12 protein-coding genes, 2 tRNA genes, 1 pseudogene and 2 riboswitches are annotated in these 19137 nt (G+C 66.4%); of the genes and pseudogenes, 6 read left to right on the top strand and 9 right to left on the bottom strand.

From position 1 onward, the window contains the following. Nucleotide 1: 1 nt before the first annotated feature. Nucleotides 2-340, bottom strand: a complete 339-nt coding sequence (locus VGV07_RS20255) for a helix-turn-helix domain-containing protein (RefSeq protein ID WP_326870541.1) — start codon at nucleotides 338-340, stop codon at nucleotides 2-4. A 227-nt stretch (nucleotides 341-567) separates the two neighbouring features. On the opposite strand from VGV07_RS20255, the gene VGV07_RS20250 reads away from it, so the two are divergent. From VGV07_RS20250 to VGV07_RS20245, 3 genes and pseudogenes are all read left to right on the top strand, one after another. Beyond that, nucleotides 568-1326, top strand: coding sequence for an SDR family oxidoreductase (locus tag VGV07_RS20250; protein ID WP_326870564.1), 759 nt, complete (start codon nucleotides 568-570; stop codon nucleotides 1324-1326). A gap of 111 nt (nucleotides 1327-1437) precedes the next feature. Beyond that, a pseudogene (locus tag VGV07_RS27455) lies at nucleotides 1438-1626 on the top strand (hypothetical protein); the annotation flags it as partial. Between the two features lie 268 nt (nucleotides 1627-1894). Then, a complete protein-coding gene (locus tag VGV07_RS20245) occupies nucleotides 1895-2896 on the top strand; it encodes a GntR family transcriptional regulator (RefSeq protein WP_326870540.1) in 1002 nt (333 codons plus the stop codon). A gap of 50 nt (nucleotides 2897-2946) precedes the next feature. Here the strand turns inward: VGV07_RS20245 and VGV07_RS20240 are convergent. Next, nucleotides 2947-3023: transfer RNA gene (locus VGV07_RS20240), tRNA-Pro, on the bottom strand. A 167-nt stretch (nucleotides 3024-3190) separates the two neighbouring features. On the opposite strand from VGV07_RS20240, the gene VGV07_RS20235 reads away from it, so the two are divergent. Then, nucleotides 3191-3265, top strand: a tRNA-Gln gene (locus VGV07_RS20235). Between the two features lie 36 nt (nucleotides 3266-3301). Here VGV07_RS20235 and metE read toward each other — a convergent pair. Further along, nucleotides 3302-5554, bottom strand: coding sequence for a 5-methyltetrahydropteroyltriglutamate--homocysteine S-methyltransferase (metE, locus tag VGV07_RS20230; protein ID WP_326870539.1), 2253 nt, complete (start codon nucleotides 5552-5554; stop codon nucleotides 3302-3304). A gap of 197 nt (nucleotides 5555-5751) precedes the next feature. After that, nucleotides 5752-5942, bottom strand: a riboswitch (cobalamin riboswitch). Between the two features lie 122 nt (nucleotides 5943-6064). Beyond that, a riboswitch (cobalamin riboswitch) is annotated at nucleotides 6065-6218 on the top strand. 110 nt (nucleotides 6219-6328) lie between these two features. Here metE and VGV07_RS20225 point away from each other — a divergent pair. Both VGV07_RS20225 and VGV07_RS20220 read left to right on the top strand, forming a co-directional pair. After that, nucleotides 6329-9214 carry a ribonucleoside-diphosphate reductase subunit alpha gene (locus tag VGV07_RS20225; RefSeq protein ID WP_326870538.1) on the top strand — a complete coding sequence of 962 codons (2886 nt, stop codon included), beginning with the start codon at nucleotides 6329-6331 and terminating at the stop codon, nucleotides 9212-9214. Nucleotides 9215-9376: 162 nt separating this feature from the next. Beyond that, the gene (locus tag VGV07_RS20220) at nucleotides 9377-10468 is read left to right on the top strand and encodes a ribonucleotide-diphosphate reductase subunit beta (protein ID WP_326870537.1); all 1092 of its coding nucleotides are present in this window, start codon (nucleotides 9377-9379) and stop codon (nucleotides 10466-10468) included. Nucleotides 10469-10569: 101 nt separating this feature from the next. On the opposite strand, the gene VGV07_RS20215 is transcribed toward VGV07_RS20220, so the two are convergent. From VGV07_RS20215 to VGV07_RS20190, 6 genes are all read right to left on the bottom strand, one after another. Further along, nucleotides 10570-11385 (bottom strand): efflux RND transporter periplasmic adaptor subunit, encoded by an 816-nt coding sequence (locus VGV07_RS20215; protein WP_326870536.1) that lies wholly within the window; start codon nucleotides 11383-11385, stop codon nucleotides 10570-10572. Nucleotide 11386: 1 nt separating this feature from the next. After that, the gene (locus VGV07_RS20210) at nucleotides 11387-13381 is read right to left on the bottom strand and encodes a prepilin peptidase (RefSeq protein ID WP_326870535.1); all 1995 of its coding nucleotides are present in this window, start codon (nucleotides 13379-13381) and stop codon (nucleotides 11387-11389) included. Further along, nucleotides 13374-15518: a peptidase M50 gene (locus VGV07_RS20205; RefSeq protein WP_326870534.1), complete on the bottom strand. Its 2145-nt coding sequence runs from the start codon at nucleotides 15516-15518 to the stop codon at nucleotides 13374-13376. Before VGV07_RS20205 ends, VGV07_RS20210 begins: the two co-directional genes overlap by 8 nt. Before the next feature lie 7 nt (nucleotides 15519-15525). Then, nucleotides 15526-17394, bottom strand: a complete 1869-nt coding sequence (locus VGV07_RS20200) for an efflux RND transporter periplasmic adaptor subunit (protein ID WP_326870533.1) — start codon at nucleotides 17392-17394, stop codon at nucleotides 15526-15528. A gap of 12 nt (nucleotides 17395-17406) precedes the next feature. Beyond that, on the bottom strand, nucleotides 17407-17709 hold the full coding sequence (locus VGV07_RS20195) for a DUF3467 domain-containing protein (RefSeq protein WP_326870532.1): 303 nt from the start codon (nucleotides 17707-17709) through the stop codon (nucleotides 17407-17409). Nucleotides 17710-17808: 99 nt separating this feature from the next. Then, entirely contained in the window at nucleotides 17809-19101 is a 1293-nt protein-coding gene (locus VGV07_RS20190) for an outer membrane protein (protein ID WP_326870531.1), read from the bottom strand. Nucleotides 19102-19137 lie beyond the last annotated feature (36 nt).

Here is a 19137-nt window from a genome sequence, read left to right as displayed (position 1 = left end):
CTCAGGCGGGCACGTCGGCACTCTGGAGCGCGGCGTAGCGCTCGCCCCATTTGGCGAGCGGCGCCAGCGCGATATCGAGTTCTACCCCGAGCGCTGTGGCCGAATACTCGACCCGCGGCGGCACTTCGGGAAAGATCTCGCGCTGCACCAGACCCGCGACTTCCATCTCCCGCAGGCACTCGCTGAGCACCTTCTCGCTGATCCCGGGGATGAGCCGCCGCAGTTCTCCGAAGCGGCGCGGCGCCGTGTGGACACGCCACAGGATCAACCCCTTCCATTTGCCACCGATGACGTCGAAGGCCGGGCCGAGCCCGCAGCTGAAGGGTTGTGGCGCCTGCATTGGGCCGCTCCTCTGCATTGGTGTTCCTGCCCAGATCGCGCCGCGACGGCCACGGTTCAACCACAGCGCCAAGAAAATCTTCGGGCGTAGATGGCTGCCGCAGCACGAAACCTACCGCGGGGTTAGCCACCGACCTCGAGGTAAGTGCTTGATAGAGCTCACAGATAAACCACCTGAACGGTATCGCAACCGAACTTATCAGGACGCCTATGACCTCCCAACTCCCGATCCGCAACCTCAGCGGCAAGAAGGCCGTCATCACCGGCGGCACCCATGGCATGGGTCTGGCAGTAGCCAAGGCCCTGCTCGATGCCGGCGCCGAAGTCCTGCTGACCGGCCGGAACCCGGCCAATCTCGATGCCGCCCGGGCAGAGCTCGCCGGCCGACCGGCACACGTCATGGCCTCCGACTCGGCAGACCTCGGCGATATCGACCACCTGGCTGAGGTGGTGCGCGAACAGTTCGGCCGGTTAGACTTCCTCCACGTCAATGCCGGGCTCGCGGCCCTGCAGCCGATCGCCGAGGTGACGGAGGCCGACTATGACAGTGCTTTCGACCTCAACGCCAAGGGCGCCTTTTTCACCGTACAGCGGCTGCTGCCACTGCTGGTCGATGGCGGCAGCATCGTTTTCACCTCGTCGATCGCCGATGAGTCAGGCACGGCGGGAATGGGTGTCTATTCCGGTTCGAAGGCAGCGATGCGGTCGTTCGCCAGGGTGCTGGCGGCCGAACTGCTGCCGCGCCGCATCCGCGTCAACGTGGTGAGTCCCGGCTTCATTGACACCCCGAGCATGGGCGTGGCCGGCGCGAGCGCTGCGGAACGGGCGGAGTTCCGCAGCATCGGCGATGCGGTTACACCGATGCACCGCCACGGCAGCGTCGAGGAGGTCGCCAGCGCCGTGCTGTTCCTCGGCTTCGAAGCCACCTTCACTACGGGCGCCCGGTTTACCGTCGATGGCGGGCTCGGGCAGCAGCTGTCGGCGTAGGGCTCCTCAAACCCGGCAAATCCACTCGGGTTCGCTCGGTCTGGCTCGGCGGGCGCTTGACGCCCGGCCCGGCGCGAGGTTCGCGTCGGGCTCCCGAGGTCCGGCAACGGCGATGCCTACCTGGCGCTGTTCAACACCGGCAAGGCGGAGCGCGAGGTCGGCTTCAAGCTTGCGCCACCTGGCATCTATAGCGCCGGGGTGACGGACCGGTGGACCGGTCAAGAGCTCGGTCGGCACACGGGAAGCTTCGCCGCGACGCTGCCGAGCCAAGGCGCCGGGCTGTACGGACTCGGCGCTTGATGCCGCGCTCCAGCATTGAGCAGCAAGGCGGCGGGCCGCCGACCACCGAGCGACGGCAGCACTCATGTAAACCGCCACGACGGTGCAATGCATATTGCATGCATAGTGCGTCGCGATAAGGTGGCGCGGATGAAGCATTCGAAGGCGTTGCTGGAACCGCCATCGTGGGCAGGGCGAGCGACTATGCATATTGCGAGTAGATGGTTCGAATATGCGATCCCGTGCACCGACTGACAGAGGGGGCACCCAGATGGTAGAACGAGGCCCGATGCCGCCCAAACCCGAAGCGCCGCTCTACCAGACCATCTATGCGGTGCTCCGCCAACACCTTGAGCAAGGTGCATTTCCGGCCGGGTTGGTGCTGGGCGAAGCCAATGTGGCGCGGGCCTTCAAGGCGAGCCGCATCCCCGCAGCCGCCGCACTGAAGCGGCTGAGCGAAGAAGGGCTGATCGGCAGTTTTGCCGGACGCGGCTTCATTGCGCGCGGCGACGAGGCAGCGCCCAAGCCGCTGAGGCTCGAACTCAGCGAAGCCGGCCTGGTGCTGCCGCCGGCGCTCGAGGCCGACGGTTCGCCGCGCAATATCGGGCTCAAGATTTACCCCGAGGTCGAGCATGCGGTGGCCGCCAGCCTCGCCTATGGGCGGTTCATGCTCAACGAATCGGCGCTCGCCGAGCACTACGGTGTCAGCCGGACCATCGCGCACGAGGTGCTGACCCGGCTGGCCCGTACCGGCATCATCGTACAGGAGGCCAACCAGCGCTGGTATGCCGGGCCGCTGACCGCCGAGTCGATCCGCGAGCATTACGAGATGCGCTGGATCCTCGAGCCGGTGGCGCTGCGCCAGGCGTTTCCGAAATTCACCAAGGCGGAGCTGACGGCCCGCCGCGACCGGGTGATGCGGGCGCAAGGCGGCGAGCGCGGCATCATGGAGCTCGAGGGGATCGAGCAGGACCTGCACATCGACACGGTGGCCCGCTGCAACAACCGGCAGCTGCTGCAGGCGGTGCAGCGCAGCCAGCTGCTGCTGATCGCCACCCACGCCACGTTTCGCAGCCACCGCACCGGCACCGAAATCTCCACCATGCTGGATGAGCATCGGAACATCTACGCGCTGCTGCTCGATGGCGACCTCGACAGCGCCTGCCGCATGCTGGAAACGCACCTTCACCGCTCGATGCACCCCAATATCGAGATGATCGCCCGGCTTGGCTCGATGCCGGAAGCGGCGCGGCTGCCTTACCTGAACCCGGTGGAACGCAGCGCCGGCTGACGCGCTCCTGCAACGAAAAACCCCGGCCTCGCGGGAGGCCGGGGTTTGATTGGTCGGAGTAGAGTGATTCGAACACTCGACCCCCTGCTCCCGAAGCAGGTGCGCTACCAGGCTGCGCTATACTCCGTCAGATCACCGCTGGACCCATGATGCCGAACTCCGGGATGGTTCGGCAGGCAGCCAGCGGCTGACGAGGCGCGTTATAGACTCGGTCCTTAGCCAACTCAAGCGCCTAACTGCGGCGAATTCCGATTGGTTGCGTCGGTATTGTGAAGCGTGTAGGAACGCGCCCGTTGGGGCGTCGCCAAGTGGTAAGGCAGCGGTTTTTGGTACCGCCATTCCTAGGTTCGAATCCTAGCGCCCCAGCCAGCTACCAAAACCTCGGCAGCGCGTGCCTCGTTCCGGCTAGCCGCGCAGCTCCCGCGCCGTGGCGACGAGGTGGAGGAGCGATGCCTCGACCTCTGGCCAGCCGCGCGTCTTCAAGCCGCAATCCGGATTGACCCAGAGCTGCTCGGCCGGGATCCCGTCCGCCGCCCTGCGCAGCAATGCCACCATATCCGCCTGGCTCGGCACACGCGGCGAGTGGATATCCCAGACGCCGGGGCCGATCTCGTTGGGGTAGCGGAAGTCGCGGAAGGCTTCGAGCAGCTCCATTTGAGAGCGCGAGGTCTCGATCGAGATCACGTCAGCATCCATTTCGGCGATCGAAGCCATGATGTCGTTGAACTCGGCGTAACACATGTGGGTGTGCACCTGGGTGTGATCGGCGACACCGGACGCGGTGACGCGGAAGCAGTCGACCGCCCAGCGCAGGTAATCCTGCCAGTCGCCGCGGCGCAGCGGCAGGCCTTCGCGTAGCGCCGGCTCGTCGATCTGGATGATGCCGATGCCGGCCGCCTCGAGGTCGAGCACCTCGTCGCGAATAGCGAGCGCGATCTGCCGGCAGGTCGTGGCGCGGGGCTGGTCGACCCGGACGAAACTCCATTGCAGGATGGTGACCGGGCCGGTGAGCATGCCCTTCATCGGCCTGTCGGTGAGCGAGGCGGCGTAAGCCGACCAGCGCACCGTCATCGGGGCGGGCCGCGACACGTCGCCGTAGATCACCGGCGGCTTGACGCAGCGCGAGCCGTAAGATTGCACCCAGCCGTTCCTGCTGAAGGCGAAGCCGTCGAGCTGCTCGCCGAAATACTCGACCATGTCGTTGCGCTCGAACTCGCCATGCACCAGCACGTCGAGGCCGATCCGTTCCTGGATGCGCACCGCCCGCTCGGTCTCGGCCTCGAGAAACCGCTCATAGGCCGCCAGATCGACCCGTCCATGCTTGAATGCGGCCCGCTGCTCGCGCACCTCAGGCGTCTGCGGGAACGAGCCGATGGTGGTGGTGGGGAAGGCCGGCAGGCCGAAGCGCCGGCGCTGCGCCGCGCGGCGGACGGTGAATGGGCTGGCGCGATCGAGCGGCAGGCTCGCGGCAGCCCTATCCTTGACCTCCGGGCGGTGGATGCGTGGCGACTGCCGATGCGACAGGACCGCGGCGGCGCTCGCTTCGAAGGCGCTTCGTGCGGCCGGCCGCCCCTTCTGCATGGCGCGGGTCAGCGCCGATACCTCGCCAAGCTTCTGGGTGGCGAAGGCCAGCCACGAACGCAACTCGGGGTCGAGTTCGGTTTCCGCGTCAAGATCCACCGGGCTGTGCAGCAGCGAACAGGATGGGGCGATTTCGAGCCGATCCGGGCCGACGCTGTCCCACGCCTTGCTGACCAGCGCCAGCTGGCGGTCGAGATCGGCCCGCCAGATGTTGCGGCCATCGATGACCCCGACCGACAGCATTTTGTCCGCCGGCAGCGCCTTCAGCACGGCGGGGAGTTGCTCCGGAGCGCGGACGAGGTCGATGTGCAGCCCCGCGACATGCAGCCCGACGGCAAGCTCGGTGTTGTCGCCGAGCGCGCCGAAATAGCTGGTGAGCAGGAGGCGCGGCGCCACCGGCTGCAGCACAGCATAGGCGCGGTGCAGGGCCGCGCGCTGCGCCTCGCTGAGGTCGAGCGCCAGGATCGGCTCATCGATCTCCACCCACTCGGCGCCGATGGCCTTCAGCGTGCCAAGCAGTTCGGCATAAACCGGCAGCACGGCGTCGAGCAGGGTCAGCGGGTCGAGCCCGTCGTCCTTGGGCTTGCCGAGGCTCAGCCAGGTGACCGGACCGAGCAGCACCGGCCGCGTCTCGATGCCGAGCGCCCTGGCCTCTAGCACCTCATCCACCGCCTTGCTCGAGGCAAGGCGGAACTGCTGACCGCGATGCAACTCGGGCACGATGTAGTGGTAGTTGGTGTCGAACCATTTGGTCATTTCCATCGCCGGCGCCGCAGCGGTACCACGCGCCATGGCGAAGTAACGCTCGGTGGGGTCGGCAATGGCTGCGAAGCGCGGCGGGATGGCGCCGAGCGTCGCCGTCATATCGAGCACGTGGTCGTAGAAGCTGAAATCATTGGACGGGATCACCTCGATGCCGGCGTCGCGCTGCAACTGCCAATGGCGGGCGCGCAGCGCCTGGCCGGTGGCGTGGAGGGCCTCGGCGTCGATGGCTCCCTGCCAGTAGGCTTCGAGGGATTTCTTCAGTTCGCGATTGAGGCCGATACGGGGAAAGCCGAGATTGGCTGAACGGGTCATGGTGTTGTCCGATGCGTGAACGAGCCCGGCGCCGATGGACGCGGGGCAACGAATGCTGATGCAGGTGAAGGCGGCCCGGCAGCGCGCCCAGGTGGGCGCGGCAAGGCAAGACCGTCGCTTCAGCGACGCATTCGGAAGTGGCGACGATGGGTCGTCATGGTCTCAATCCTCTCGCCGATCCGCCCGATCGACCTGAAGTGCACATCACTTCCATGGTAGGTCTCCTGGCTCGCGGATCGTCTGAACGCTCGCCTTCCCAGCTTTCGCCAGTGGCTCGTTGAGCGCCCATCACCGCCTACAGTTGCGGGGGCAGCTGCGGACTAGGGGAAGCACCCCGCACCGCATTCCCGGTTATCTCCTTGCGGAGACCATGGACGTCGCGAGGGTGCCGCAGGCCGCAGACGCTGTCAACGGGATATAAAGCTTTCTTTATATCCCCGCACTCCACAGCTCGGCGGCAGCCGTCAAAATAATGTCGCAAGCTATTGACCCGACTCTCGAACAGGCACACTACATCTAGTGTGTCGTGGTCGCCCGGGTCGCAAGGACGGGTGATAATAGGGAAGCCGGTGCGGGCAATTGCTCCAGTCCGGCGCTGCCCCCGCAACTGTGATAGCCGGTGAAAGCCGGCCAGCCAGATACCTGCCACGACAGGTTAGATCGTCCACGGGCGGGGTGCACCGTTAGGCCGCGAGCGCGCGTGTGCCCGATTGGCCCCCGCAGTGCTGCGCGTCCTCGAACGCCCCGCTGCCACTCACGGGGTATTTGGGGCACATGTCCACTGCAGCAGAAATCGTAACTTCCGACACCGGTCGTCCGGTGACCCTCGTGTCGTCCGAGCGCGGCGCGGCCAACGAGCCGGGCTTCTCGTTGATCAAGCGCAATGGCGGCACCGTGCCGTTCGATCAGACCAAGATTGCCGTGGCTCTGACCAAGGCCTTCCTCGCCGTCGAGGGCAACAAGGCGGCCGCATCGCGCCGGGTGCACGAGATCGTCGCCGAGCTGACCGGCGAAGTCGTCGGCGCGCTGGCGCGACGGGCCAAGGACGGCCGGGTGTTCCATATCGAGGACGTGCAGGACCAGGTGGAGCTGGCGCTGATGCGCGGCGAGCACCAGAAGGTGGCTCGCGCCTACGTGCTCTATCGCGAAGAACATGCCAAGGCCCGCGCGACGCAGGTGGTGGACGTCGCCGCCGCAACCATTCGCATGGCGGACGGCTCGGCCCTCGATGAAACCCGGCTCGCCACAGTGATTGGCGAGGCCTGTGCCGGCCTTGACGGCGTTGTGGCCGAGACCATCCTCGCCGAGACCCGCCGCAACCTCTATGACGGCATCGGCGCCGACGAGCTGGCGCTGGCGCCGATCCTCGCCACCCGCACCCTGGTCGAGACCGAACCGAACTACGCCTACGCGTCGGCACGCCTCCTCAACGACAAGCTCCGGCGCGAAGCGCTGAGCTTCATCGCCGGGTGCCCCGACCAGGCCACTGAGGCCGAGATGGCCACTCGCTATGCCGAATACTTCCCGAGCTACCTCGCGCGCGGCATTGCCCTCGAGCTGATCGACGCCGAACTCGGCCGCTTCGACATTGCCCGGCTCGCCGCGGCGCTGAAGCCCGAGCGCGACCGGCAGTTCCAGTATCTGGGGCTGCAGACCCTCTACGACCGCTACTTCCTTCATTGCTCGGGCACGGTGTTCGAACTGCCGCAGGCCTTCTTCATGCGCGTCGCCATGGGCCTTGCCGTCCGCGAGATCGACCGCGAGGCGCGGGCCATCGAATTCTACGACCTGCTGTCGAGCTTCGACTTCATGGCCTCGACCCCTACCCTGTTCAACGCGGGCACGCTCCGCCCGCAGCTTTCGAGCTGCTTCCTCACCACCGTCGCCGACGATCTCGACGGCATCTTCAAGGCGGTGAAGGACAATGCGCTGCTCGCCAAATATTCCGGCGGGCTCGGCAACGACTGGACCCCGGTGCGTGGGCTGGGCGCCCATATCAAGGGCACCAATGGCGAGAGCCAGGGCGTCGTGCCGTTCCTCAAGGTGGCCAACGACACCGCCATCGCGGTGAACCAGGGCGGCAAGCGCAAGGGCGCGGTCTGCGCCTATCTCGAGACCTGGCACGTCGATATCGAAGAATTCCTCGATCTCAGGAAGAACACCGGCGACGACCGCCGCCGCACCCATGACATGAACACCGCCAACTGGGTGCCCGACCTGTTCATGGAGCGCGTCGAAGCGGGCGCCGACTGGACGCTGTTCTCGCCCGACGAGACACCGGACCTGCACGACCTCTACGGCCCGGCGTTCAAGGCGGCCTACGAGGCGTATGAAGCAAAGGCGGCAGCCGGCCAGATCAAGGTGTTCAAGGCCGTCCGGGCGCTCGATCTGTGGCGCAAGATGCTGACCATGCTGTTCGAAACCGGGCACCCCTGGGTGACCTTCAAGGACCCCTGCAACATCCGCTCGCCGCAGCAGCATGTGGGGGTGGTGCACTCGTCGAACCTTTGCACCGAGATCACGCTCAATACTTCGAAGGACGAGGTGGCGGTCTGCAATCTCGGCTCGATCAACCTCTTCGCACATGTCACCGACAAGGGGCTCGATTTCGAGCGCCTGAAGCGCACCGTCGATACCGCCATGCGGATGCTCGACAACGTCATCGACATCAACTTCTACACCATCCCGGAAGCCCGCCGCTCCAACCTCAGGCACCGGCCGGTCGGCCTGGGACTGATGGGTTTTGCCGATGCGCTGCAGGCGCAAGGCATCGCTTATGCCTCGGCGGCAGCAGTGGAATTCGCCGACAGTTCGATGGAAGCGATCAGCTACTATGCGATCTCGGCCTCCGCCGATCTCGCCGAGGAGCGCGGCGCCTATGCGACGTTTGAGGGCTCGCTGTGGAGCAAGGGGGTGCTGCCGATCGACAGCCTCGAAATGCTGGCGATGACCCGCAGCGAGATCGAGATCGACCGCACGCAGCGGCTCGATTGGGGTGCGCTGAGGGCGCGGGTGCAGCGGGTCGGCATGCGCAACTCCAACACCATGGCGATCGCGCCTACGGCCACCATTTCCAACATCTGCGGCGTCAGCCAGTCGATCGAGCCGGGGTACCAGAACCTCTATGTGAAATCGAACATGTCGGGCGATTTCACCGTGGTGAATGCGCTGCTGGTGCGCGACCTCAAGGCCCGCGGGCTGTGGGACGAGGTGATGATCTCGGACCTCAAATATTTCGACGGCTCGGTCGGCCAGATCGACCGGGTGCCCGATGACCTCAAGGCGATCTACGCCACTGCCTTCGAACTCGACGCCAGTTGGCTGATCGCGGCCGCCTCGCGCCGGCAGAAATGGATCGACCAGGCGCAGTCGCTCAACCTCTACCTCGCCAACCCCTCGGGCAAGGCGCTGGACAACCTCTATCGCAGCGCCTGGAGGGCGGGGCTGAAGACCACCTATTACCTGCGCTCGCGCTCGGCGACGCATGTCGAGAAATCGACGCTGAAAGGCACAGACGGCAAGCTCAACGCGGTGGCGGTGACGCCGGCAGTGGTGATGTCAGAGGTGGTCGAAGCGCCCAGGAAGCTGGCGCTGGAAATGGCGGCGCTCGATGGGCCGGCGTGCCTGATCGACGACCCCGACTGCGAAGCCTGCCAGTAGTCGCTGCCGGGCTCCCCTCCCCCTTGAGGGGAGAGGTGGGGGGTGGGGGTGGCGAGGGGAACCTCGGTGCTGACTTAACCACCCCCTCCCTCAATCCCTCCCCTCAAGGGGGAGGGAGGCCCGCCCTCTGTGTCTACCCTACAATCTTACAGGAATCCCCCCATGTCCCTCGACTGGTCCCCCGAGCCAACCTCCCCCACCCCGCTCCCCGCCGACACCCGTATCGACCGCGCCGGCGGCCGCGTTTCGGTCGACGACAAGGCGATGATCAACTGCCGCGCCGACGTGAACCAGCTGCTGCCGCTCAAATACAAGTGGGCGTGGGACAAATACCTCGCCGGCTGCAACAACCACTGGATGCCGACCGAAGTGTCGATGCAGGCCGACATCGCGTTATGGAAATCGAAGGACGGGCTCACCGATGACGAGCGCCATACGCTCAAGCGTAATCTCGGCTTCTTCGCTGCCTCGGAGAGCCTTGTTGCCAACAACATCGTGCTCGCCATCTACCGGCACCTGACCAACCCGGAATGCCGCCAGTACCTGCTGCGGCAGGCATTCGAGGAGGCGGTGCACACCCACACCTTCCAGTACATCGTCGAATCGCTCGGGCTCGATGAGGGCGAGCTGTTCAACATGTATCGCGAGGTGCCTTCGATCACCGACAAGGCAGCCTGGGCGCTCGATTTCACCCAACACCTCGACGATCCGGATTTCACCACCGGTACGCCGGAGACCGACCGCGCGTTCGTCCGCGATCTCATCGCCTTCTACGTGATCTTCGAGGGGATGTGGTTCTATACCGGCTTTGCGCAGATCCTCTCGCTGGGCCGGCGCAACAAGATGGTCGGCATCGCCGAGCAGTATCAGTACATCCTGCGCGACGAGAGCATCCACCTCAACTTCGGCATCGACGTGATCAACCAGATCAAGGCCGAGAACCCGCATGTGTGGACGCCGGAGTTCCAGGCCGAAGTGCGCGGCATGATCAAGCGGGCGGCCGAGCTCGAGGCCGCCTATGGCCGCGACACCATGCCGAGGGGGTTTCTCGGGCTCAATGCGGCGCTGTGCGAGCAATACATGCATTTCATCGCCAACCGCCGCTGCGCCCAGCTCGGCCTCGCCGCGGTATTCGGCGAGACCGAGAACCCGTTCCCCTGGATGAGCGAAGCGATGGATCTCAAAAAGGAGAAGAACTTCTTCGAAACCCGCGTCATCGAATACCAGAACGGCGGGGCGCTGAGCTGGGACTGATGACGCCAAGGGCGCCCGGGCCAATGGCGATGTCTGCGATCGCTGGCCATAGCACAGCGTTTGCTTTGCTCAGCATGCTCGGCGGGAACTGACCAGGGGGTTCACTCGCCACCCAGATCCAGCCGGCAGCGCTGTCCGCCTGGGATGGCGCTGCCGGGGTTGGGCAGTTCGACGCGGACGCCGAAGGTGTTGGAGGCCGTGTCGAACACCGAATCGACGACGATGATCCGGCCCTTGAGTTTCACCGGTTCGGGGCGATCGATCTCGACCACGACGTCGGCGCCGAGCTTGGTGCCGGCCCAGAGCTCGGTGGGCAGATAGGCATCGACCAGCAGCGGATCGGTCTGGACGATGGTGGCGATGATCGAGTCCTGCCGGACGAACTCGCCGACCTGGGTATCGACGGAGGTGACGACGCCAGCGATCGGCGCGTGAATGGTCATCCGATCCAGCATGGCCCGCTGTCGTACCAGTTCCTGCGCCGCCAGTTCGGCCTTGCGCTGTTCCCCGGCGAGATCGAGCCGGGTGATCTCCACTGCTGCCTCGAGTTCATCGATCCGCGAGCGGGTAACCGAGCCGGACTCGAGCAGGGCGCGGGAGCGCTCCAGTGTTGCCAGCGCCACATCGAGCCGCTGCCGCTGCGCCGCGATCGCCTCGCCAGCATCGGCTTCGGTTTCGGCGAGGCGGACATTGGCCTCCTCGACGGAGGACTCGAGCCGCGCCACCGGCTGGCCGGCTTCCACCTGGTCACCACGCCGCACCTTCATTTCGGCGAGCAGGCCGGTGACCGGACTGCCGAGCTTGACCGTCCGCGCCGGGGTCGCCACGCAATCGAACAGCCCGGTGATGCCGTCCTGCGCCAGAACCGGGGCAGCGAGAGCGAAGCCAAGCAACAGGCAGAGGGCGGCGAGCCGCATGCTACTCTCCACGTCCAGAGAAGGCGAGCGTCTTGGCCTGTTGCGCGTCGCTGCGCAAGAGCGATCGCCGCATGCCGGCATGGGTGCGCTCGAGCCGCAGTTGCGCCAGGTTGATGCAAAATGCCGCGCCGCGCGAACCGAGCACCGCCAAGACGCCGCGCGCCATGCCGGCCAGCCACTTGCCGCCGCCATCGACGAGGATCGGATCTTCGACCGAGAGGATCGGCTCGAACCGGCCGCGCTGCCCTTGGCGCCCGCTACGCCCGGCGAGCTGCCGATCGATGCGGCGCGCTTCGTGCCGCTCGATCATCACCACATGCAGGCCGCCCAGTTCCTCGACGCCGGGGCCGAGCTTGATGTCGGTGCCCCGCCCCGCCATGTTGGTGGCGATGGTGATGGCACCCCGATTGCCGGCTCCGGCGACGATCTCGGCTTCGGTTGCATCCTGCCGGGCGTTGAGCACCTGATGCGGCAGGCCGGCCTCGCCAAGGCGCCGGCCGGCTTCGATCGAGGAGGCGACCGAGCGCGTGCCGATGAGCACCGGGGCGCCGCGCTCATGCAGTTGCCTCACACGCTCGATGACGGCCTGCCAGTGACGCTCTGCCGAACCATGCACCCTCGCGGGAACCGTCACCCGCTGGAGCTTCCTGTGCGTGGGGATAGGAACGACGTCGAGGCCATAGACCAGCTTCAGTTCACCGGCGACCTGGCTGGCGGTGCCGGTGAGCCCCCCCAGATACTGGTAGCGGCGGAAAAAGCGCTGGTAGGTCATGCGGGCCAGCGTCCGCCGCGCGGCGCTCGGCTCCAGCCCTTCCTTGATTTCGACCAGCTGATGCAGGCCGTCGCTCCAGCTGCGGTCCGGCATGGCGCGCCCGGTGTGTTCATCGATAATCACCACCTTATTCTCGCGCACCATGTAGTGGTGGTCGCGATGGAACAGCCGGATGGCCGAGATCGCCTGGCGGATCAGCTCCTCACGCCGGATCACGCCGCGCCACTGCTCGCCGCGCCCCTGGGCGAAATCGGCGATGGTTTCGCGGCCGGCCGGGGTCAGGCCGACGCGATGCTCGAGCGCCACCACCTCATAGTCCCGCCCCTGCTGCAGCAGTTCCGCCAGCCTGAGCGCCTCTTGCGCCGAGGCCAAGTCGAACGGCAGCGGCGCACTCTCCGAGATGATCAGCGGGGTGCGGGCTTCATCGACCAGCACGCTATCCGCCTCGTCGACGATGGCAGCGACGAGGCCGCGCATCCGCAACTTCCGCTGCCGGGTGTCCTCGCCGCGCAAGGCCTCGAAGCGCAACCGCGTATCGCCGTCGCCATCGCCCAGCACCAGCCGGTCGCGCAGGGCGTCGAAGGTCAATTCCTTGTTGGTGCAGTAGACGATATCGCAGGCGTAGGCGGCCTGCCGCTCGGCCAGCTGCTGGCCGGAAACGACGATCCCGAGAGTAAAGCCCAGCCGACTGAACAAGGGCTGGCCGAGCACTGCATCACGCTCGGCGAGATAGTCGTTGACGGTGACGACGTGCACGGGCCGGCCGGCGAGGGCGGTGAGTGCAGCAGCCATCGCGGCGGTCATGGTCTTGCCTTCGCCGGTGGCCATTTCGGCGATGTGGCCGGCCATCAGCGTCGCCGCTCCGAGCAGTTGCACGTCATAGGCCCGGTTGCCGAGGGTGCGGTGGGTCACCTCGCGGATCAGCGCCAGCGCTTCGGAACGCAGCGGCATCTGCTCGACGCCATGGCGCCTGAGGCGCATCGACACGTCGCGGGCTGCGCGGTCGAGGGCCGCGTCATCGAGACCACTGAACTGCGGTTCCAGTTTGCCTGCGATCCGCACGGCATGCTGCAGCGCCAGCAGGTGACGGCGCGCGAAGGGCAGGCTGAGGCGCGCCAGCAGCGCATGGGCATGCTTGTCGAGCCCCTTGCGCTCCTTCGGCAGCACCATCGGATAGGGCTTCAGCGCCGGCAGCGCGAAGCTCGAGGCGGGGGCGTCAGGCACCGAACACCCGCAACAGCGTCTGCCTGATGGCACGCTGCAGCCTCTGGTAGACCGGCTCGGCACCATGGTCGAAGCGCACATAGGCGCGCGCCCCATAGGCGAGGAGACCCTTGGGACGCCTGGTGGTCACGTCGATGACGAACAGCCGCTCGAGCGCTACGGGCGTGCCGTCGGCGCCGTGGGTGACGGCGATGTCGCCGCCAGCGCGCGCGGCGAGTGCGAGGCTGGGCAGATCGTTCTGCCCGGTCGGCACTTCGCGGGTGACGCGGCCCGGCAAGGCTGCCGCCGGATCGAAGGAATAGCGAACCTCGACGCCGTCGGTGCGGGCCCGGACGAGATCGACCTCGGATTGCGGTATCACCACGCGGACGACCGGGTCTTCCGAGCTCACGACATAACCCAGCAGGTCGCCCTGGCGAACATAGCGACCGATGAGATTGGGGCCGACGGGAACGAAGCGTCCACCAGCCGGCGCGGCGACCAGCAGCGCCGCCTCGCGGATATCGAGGTCGCGGCGTTGTGCCGCGACGTGATCGCGCTGCTGCAGCGTCTCGGCCGCCTGGACCCGATCGGCGAACTGCAGGGCCTCGTAGCGCAGACCGAGCTCGGCGAGACGCGCATCGACGATGGCGCGCCGGGCCGCGATACCCGCATCCTCGAGCTGCACCAGCGGCGCGCCGGCGGCGACGTTCGCCCCATCGCCCGCCATGAGCTCGGTGACGATTCCCGCCGTGCCAGCCCGCACCTCGTCCTCGCCGGGCAGCCACACAACGCCCTGCGCCACCGTGGCGTAGGGCAACGGCAACAGTCCGACGAGGACCACGCAGGCGGCCAGCGCCGCGCTACTCACCGTCAGGGCGCGGCGCCGCTTGTTGTGCAGGGCCGGAGACGAGAACAGGTAGCCCAGCATCTTGGCCACCGGAATGACGAAGGTGGTGGAGAGCGTGAGTATTGCCAGCAGCACGCCGATGAAGAACAGCTGGGTGGCGATGAGCAGCGCTATGCTGAGGCTCAGGACGATGCGGTAGATGAAGGCGAGAATGGCATAAAAGAACAGCCAGACCCGCTCCGAGGGCTCATGCGAGGGGTTCTCGGTCTGGGTCAGCCCGAATGCATAGCGCTGCACCAGGTAGCCGACATAGCGATTGGCCCGGGTGGCGAGATTGGGGATCTCCAGCCAATCCATGAACACGTAATAGCCGTCGAAGCGGAGTAGCGGGTTGCCGTTGAACAACAGCGTCGAGACGCCCCCGATCAGCATGACGCTGAAGGCGATTTCGCGCGCCAGCCCGGGCTCGGCGCTGGCCCAGAAGATTGCCGCGAGCGCCGCGAGGCCGAACTCGACCATGATGCCGGCCCCGCTGACCACGATACGCTGCCACTTGCTGGCAAACGCGGTGGCGGCGGTGGCATCGACATAAGGCGCCGGCACGAGGATCAGCAGCATCAGGCCGAACTCGTGCACGTGGCCACCGAACACCTTGGTGGCATAAGCGTGCCCGGCCTCGTGCAGTGCCTTCACCACCGGGTAGGCCAGGGCGATCATCGCAATGTTGCCGGCGCTCATCAGCTGACCGCCGGCGGCGGCCTGCAAGGCGCCCCAATTGAGGGCGACGACGACGAGACCTGATATCACCAGCGCGATCCAGGCGAGGAGGCCGTAGATGGTGAAGATCGGCCGCGCCAGCCAGACAGTGGCGGTGAGGAAGCGGTCCGGATCCCAAAGCGGCAGGCGCAGCGCCAGCGGGTTTTTAAGCCGCGACATGACGTTGGTCCGCGCGGTCTTGGCTGAACGCTCCGCCAGCTCGGTGAAATCGGGCGGCAGTTCGGTCTGCAGCAGGTCCGCCGCATGCAGCTGCGATAGCAGCAGGATCATCTCATCCTGGGTCGGCGGGTCGTCACCGGCCTTCTGGCCCACCATGTCCCAGATCTGTTCCATGCTGCGCCGGCCGTCCATCAGCGCGACAGCGAGGTTGGCGGCGGCAGACAGCCGATGGAACTTACCGTTCTGCTGGTCTTCGAGCACGTACCAGATGCGATGCCGGAAGCGCTGCCGGTGGATCCGCGCCTGGCCGCGCAGCCGCGGCTGCAGGCCGGAAACGCGATACCACGAGGAGCTGAACAGCGACTGGGCCATGATGCGCCTACGGCACCAGCCGCCACCAGACGAGGCCCAGCCAATCGAGGAAGGGCCTGAGCCAGATCGATATCACCGGCCGCCGATCGATCGCCACCCGGGCCACGCCGGTCATGCCGGGACGGAGCCGGCTGAGATCGCCCGAGATGGTGGCCTCGACCCGGAAGCCGACGCCCCCGGCTTGCTCCTGGGCGACCGGCGTGATCCGGTCGATGGCGATCGGGATCGGCTCCTCGGGGAGCGAAGCGAACACCGCCTCGCCGGGCTGGCCCACGGTGAGCTCGCCGATATCGCGTTCGCCAACGGTCACCACAACGCGGTAGCCCGAGAGCGGCGAGAGTTCGAACAGCGTCTCGCCGCGTCCGACCGAGGCGCCAATGCGCTGGCTGAGGTCACCGCGCACCACCAGCCCATCGAACGGCGCGATCAGCCGGGTGCGGGCGATCTGCTCATCGATCAGGCGGATCTGCGCGTCGGCCTGCTCGATCTGGGTTTTGACGATGTTGATATTGGCCGGCTGCCCGGCGGCCAGCGCCCGGTCGTATTCGAACTGATGCTGCTGCCGCTCGGTGACCCAGCGCAGCCGCTCGAGGCTGAGTTCACGATCCTCGAGGCTGGCGAGCTCCTCGCCCGCCTTGACCAGGTCACCGGCGCGGGCCGACGCCGTCTGCACGTAGCCATCATAGGCGGAGACCACGGAGCGCCGTTCGGCCGGCTCGAGCTGCGCGTCGGCGACGACATGAAAGGTGTCGGTCCAGAACGACAGGATGGCCACCACGATGAGCGCGAGCAGCGCCACCACCTTGCGACCCAGATGCCCCGGCCCGAGCAGCTTTGTCAGCTGCTGGGTCAGGCTGTCCCAGGCCTTGACCACCAGCCAGCGGTCATTGCGGCGTTTCTCGGTGAGCACCGGGCCGAGAGCGGCGGCCATCACGCTTAGCAGGCGCACCGTCTCCTCGTCGAACGGCTGCTCCACCGGGCGCTCGAAACAGATGGCGCCGGCAAAGGCGTCGACCACCAGCAGCGGCACGGTGAGGATATTGCCACCCTTGTGCGCGGCGGCGAGCGCCGCATGCGCGGTGGTGAACACCACGTCCTCGGGAGCCGGCGGATAGCGGAGGATGGATTTCTGGTCGATGGCCTCGTCCATCGCGCCGCTAATCTGCTGCACCAGCTGGATGCGGGTGGAGAAGGTCGAGGTGTGCGAAATGGCGGCAACGCGGCTGCGGCCCCAGCGCACAAAGCCGAGGCTGACGCGCGAGCAGCCGAAACGCAGCGCCATCTCGGTCACTGCCGCCAGCGCCGCGGTGCGGAAATCGCCGCGATCGACCACGGTGGCGAGCAGTTCGAGCGTGGCACGCGAGCGGTCGCGCTCACCGCGCAAATCGGCATCGCCGCCGCGCTGAAAATACTCGCGCAGCCATGCGGCGCTCCACTGCAGCTGGCGCATCTGCCGGGCCGGAGCCTCGGCGTCGTCATCGACGCTGAGCGCCGCGACGGCGATAGCGACAGGCTTGCCGCCGGCCTCCACGGGCAGGGCGATAACCCGGCGCAAGCGCGACCCCCGTCCGGCCTGGCGCAGCACCGGACGCTGCTCGGCGAGCGCCAGCGCGGCGAGGCTTTCAAGGTCGGCGATGGCGGCGTTGGTCGGCCACAGCGCCAGCGGTTTCAGCCCGCCGGAGGTGATCTCGAATACGGCGCTGGAGCGCACGCCGGGCAATTGCTGCGCCTGAAGTGCCAGGAACGCAGCAGCAAAGCCCTGCGGCTCACCGGCGCCCAGCAATTGCCGCCAGAGCGTCGCGTCAGAAGGGCCTTGAGGCAGCGCGACGACGTCGCTGTCGTCACCACCCTCCAGCGCCTGACGTCTGTCGCTCATGGCATCGCTTGCTTATTCGACTTCGAGCGTGCCGTAGCGGCGCTCGTGCTCACGCAGGACATTGGCGAGGATGGTCGACAGGCGCTTGGCGGCCAGCGGGGTCAGGATGATGCGGTTGGACAGCTCCACCGTGACCTGCCCACCGGACTCGGCGTTCCAGGTGCGGTTGGTGCCGAAGAAAATATCGACCTGTTCGCGCGTGCCCTGCACGTTCACCACGTTGGCGAATTGCGTCTGCATCGCCTCTTCGCGCCACACCACCCCAGCCTTGGGGGCATCGGCCGGAGCCTCCTCGGCGGTCGGCTTTTTCGCCATATCTCGTCCTCCACGCGCGAAACTGCCGGAGGCTAACATCTCGCAACGAAGCCGTCTCGTCCCGGCGATGTCAAAGAGTTACCGGCGGCGTACCGCCGGTCAGAAATGAAACTTCAGCGTCACCTTGCCGGTGAGCAGGGTGGGCCACAGTTCAATCTGGTCGAACTGCGTGTTGTCGGTGACCAGCGGGCTGGTGGCCGCGGTGTAGTTGCCCTCGACACCAAGTGTAACCTGGTCGGCGACCGCTGTTTCGACGCCGAGGCCGAACTGAACTGCCGGCAACAGGGCGCTGCCGCCGCCATCGAGGGCGAAGAACTCCTCGTCGGCATGGGTATTGATTCCGGCGATGGCAAGCTTGCCGTAAACCAACGTCGAGGGGTTGGTCTTGACGCCGAGCCGCGCGCCGGCGCTGATCACCGTATCCACGCTCGCGAACTTGGTGGGGGGATCCACTAGCCCGCCATTGCCCGCCGCATCATCGAACACCAGCGGAGTGTAATCGAGATTGGCAGTCGCGCCGATCACCCAACCGTTACCGATGTCGAAGTCGTAGCCCAGGCCGATGCCGATGCCCAGGCCTTCGCTCCAGAACGGGCCGACGTCGGCCCCGGGGGTGACGATATTGATGCGTTCCATGCTGGCTGCGACGGCGAGCGCGGAAACCGAGACATTGGGGCCGGTGAAGTCGAAATCAATCTGTTCCGGCTCGGCGGTCATGTGACCGAGGCCGTCGTCGAAGCGGAACTTGAGACCCGCCGTTACGGCGAGGTAGCGCGGCAGGAATGAAACTCCGTCGGTGGTGGTGAAGCTGTCGAGCGCACTGAAGTAGCGCAGATCGACATTGGCGCTGAGTTGATCGGTCAACCGTGTCTCGGCACCGACACCGGCAACGAACCCGGTGGCCCGGCCATTGACCCAGTCGCCAAAGCCCTCAGGGGCTTCGAACCCGGCGGAGCCGAAGCCCAGCACGCCGTAGATCTGGGTACCTGGCGCCACCAGGTAACCGAGCTTACCGGTCGCCGAGATGGTGTCGTGGAACCGGAACAGGTCGTCATCCTCATCGAACGGCGCGAAGGCCGTGCTGAACAGGTCGTAGCGGAGCTCTACGCCGCCGACGAGGTTGGACCCCAGCATGGTGTCCCAGCCGAAGGCAATACCTGCTGTAAGGCTGGGCTTGGCGAAGTCATAGACCTCGGGTGGCGCAAAATCCGGATCATACTCGAGACCGACAATGGTGGGTCCTAGATGCGCGCCGACGTAGAAACCGGTCGGCGAAATGATCACCGGCAACACGTCGATCGGCGTGTCATCGATGATGAGATCAGCCGCCAATGCCGGCAAAGCCGTCGTCGCCAAAAGCGCGCCGGCCAAGTATCCAGTCAGTATCCGCATAACTACCGCCCCTATGCCCCTAGGACTGCAACAATC

The sequence above is a fragment of the Devosia sp. genome, from assembly GCF_035944845.1.
Taxonomy (GTDB): Bacteria; Pseudomonadota; Alphaproteobacteria; order Rhizobiales; family Devosiaceae; genus Devosia_A.
This window is presented reverse-complemented; position numbering and strand designations above follow the sequence as displayed.

Coding starts and splice junctions, on each gene's coding strand:
- VGV07_RS20200 (WP_326870533.1), bottom strand. CDS start 17,394: ATGAGCGACAGACGTCAGGCGCTGGAGGGTGGTGACGACAGCGACGTC.
- VGV07_RS20245 (WP_326870540.1), top strand. CDS start 1,895: ATGCCGCCCAAACCCGAAGCGCCGCTCTACCAGACCATCTATGCGGTG.
- VGV07_RS20190 (WP_326870531.1), bottom strand. CDS start 19,101: ATGCGGATACTGACTGGATACTTGGCCGGCGCGCTTTTGGCGACGACG.
- VGV07_RS20215 (WP_326870536.1), bottom strand. CDS start 11,385: ATGCGGCTCGCCGCCCTCTGCCTGTTGCTTGGCTTCGCTCTCGCTGCC.
- VGV07_RS20195 (WP_326870532.1), bottom strand. CDS start 17,709: ATGGCGAAAAAGCCGACCGCCGAGGAGGCTCCGGCCGATGCCCCCAAG.
- VGV07_RS20255 (WP_326870541.1), bottom strand. CDS start 340: ATGCAGGCGCCACAACCCTTCAGCTGCGGGCTCGGCCCGGCCTTCGAC.
- VGV07_RS20220 (WP_326870537.1), top strand. CDS start 9,377: ATGTCCCTCGACTGGTCCCCCGAGCCAACCTCCCCCACCCCGCTCCCC.
- VGV07_RS20225 (WP_326870538.1), top strand. CDS start 6,329: ATGTCCACTGCAGCAGAAATCGTAACTTCCGACACCGGTCGTCCGGTG.
- metE (WP_326870539.1), bottom strand. CDS start 5,554: ATGACCCGTTCAGCCAATCTCGGCTTTCCCCGTATCGGCCTCAATCGC.
- VGV07_RS20205 (WP_326870534.1), bottom strand. CDS start 15,518: ATGGCCCAGTCGCTGTTCAGCTCCTCGTGGTATCGCGTTTCCGGCCTG.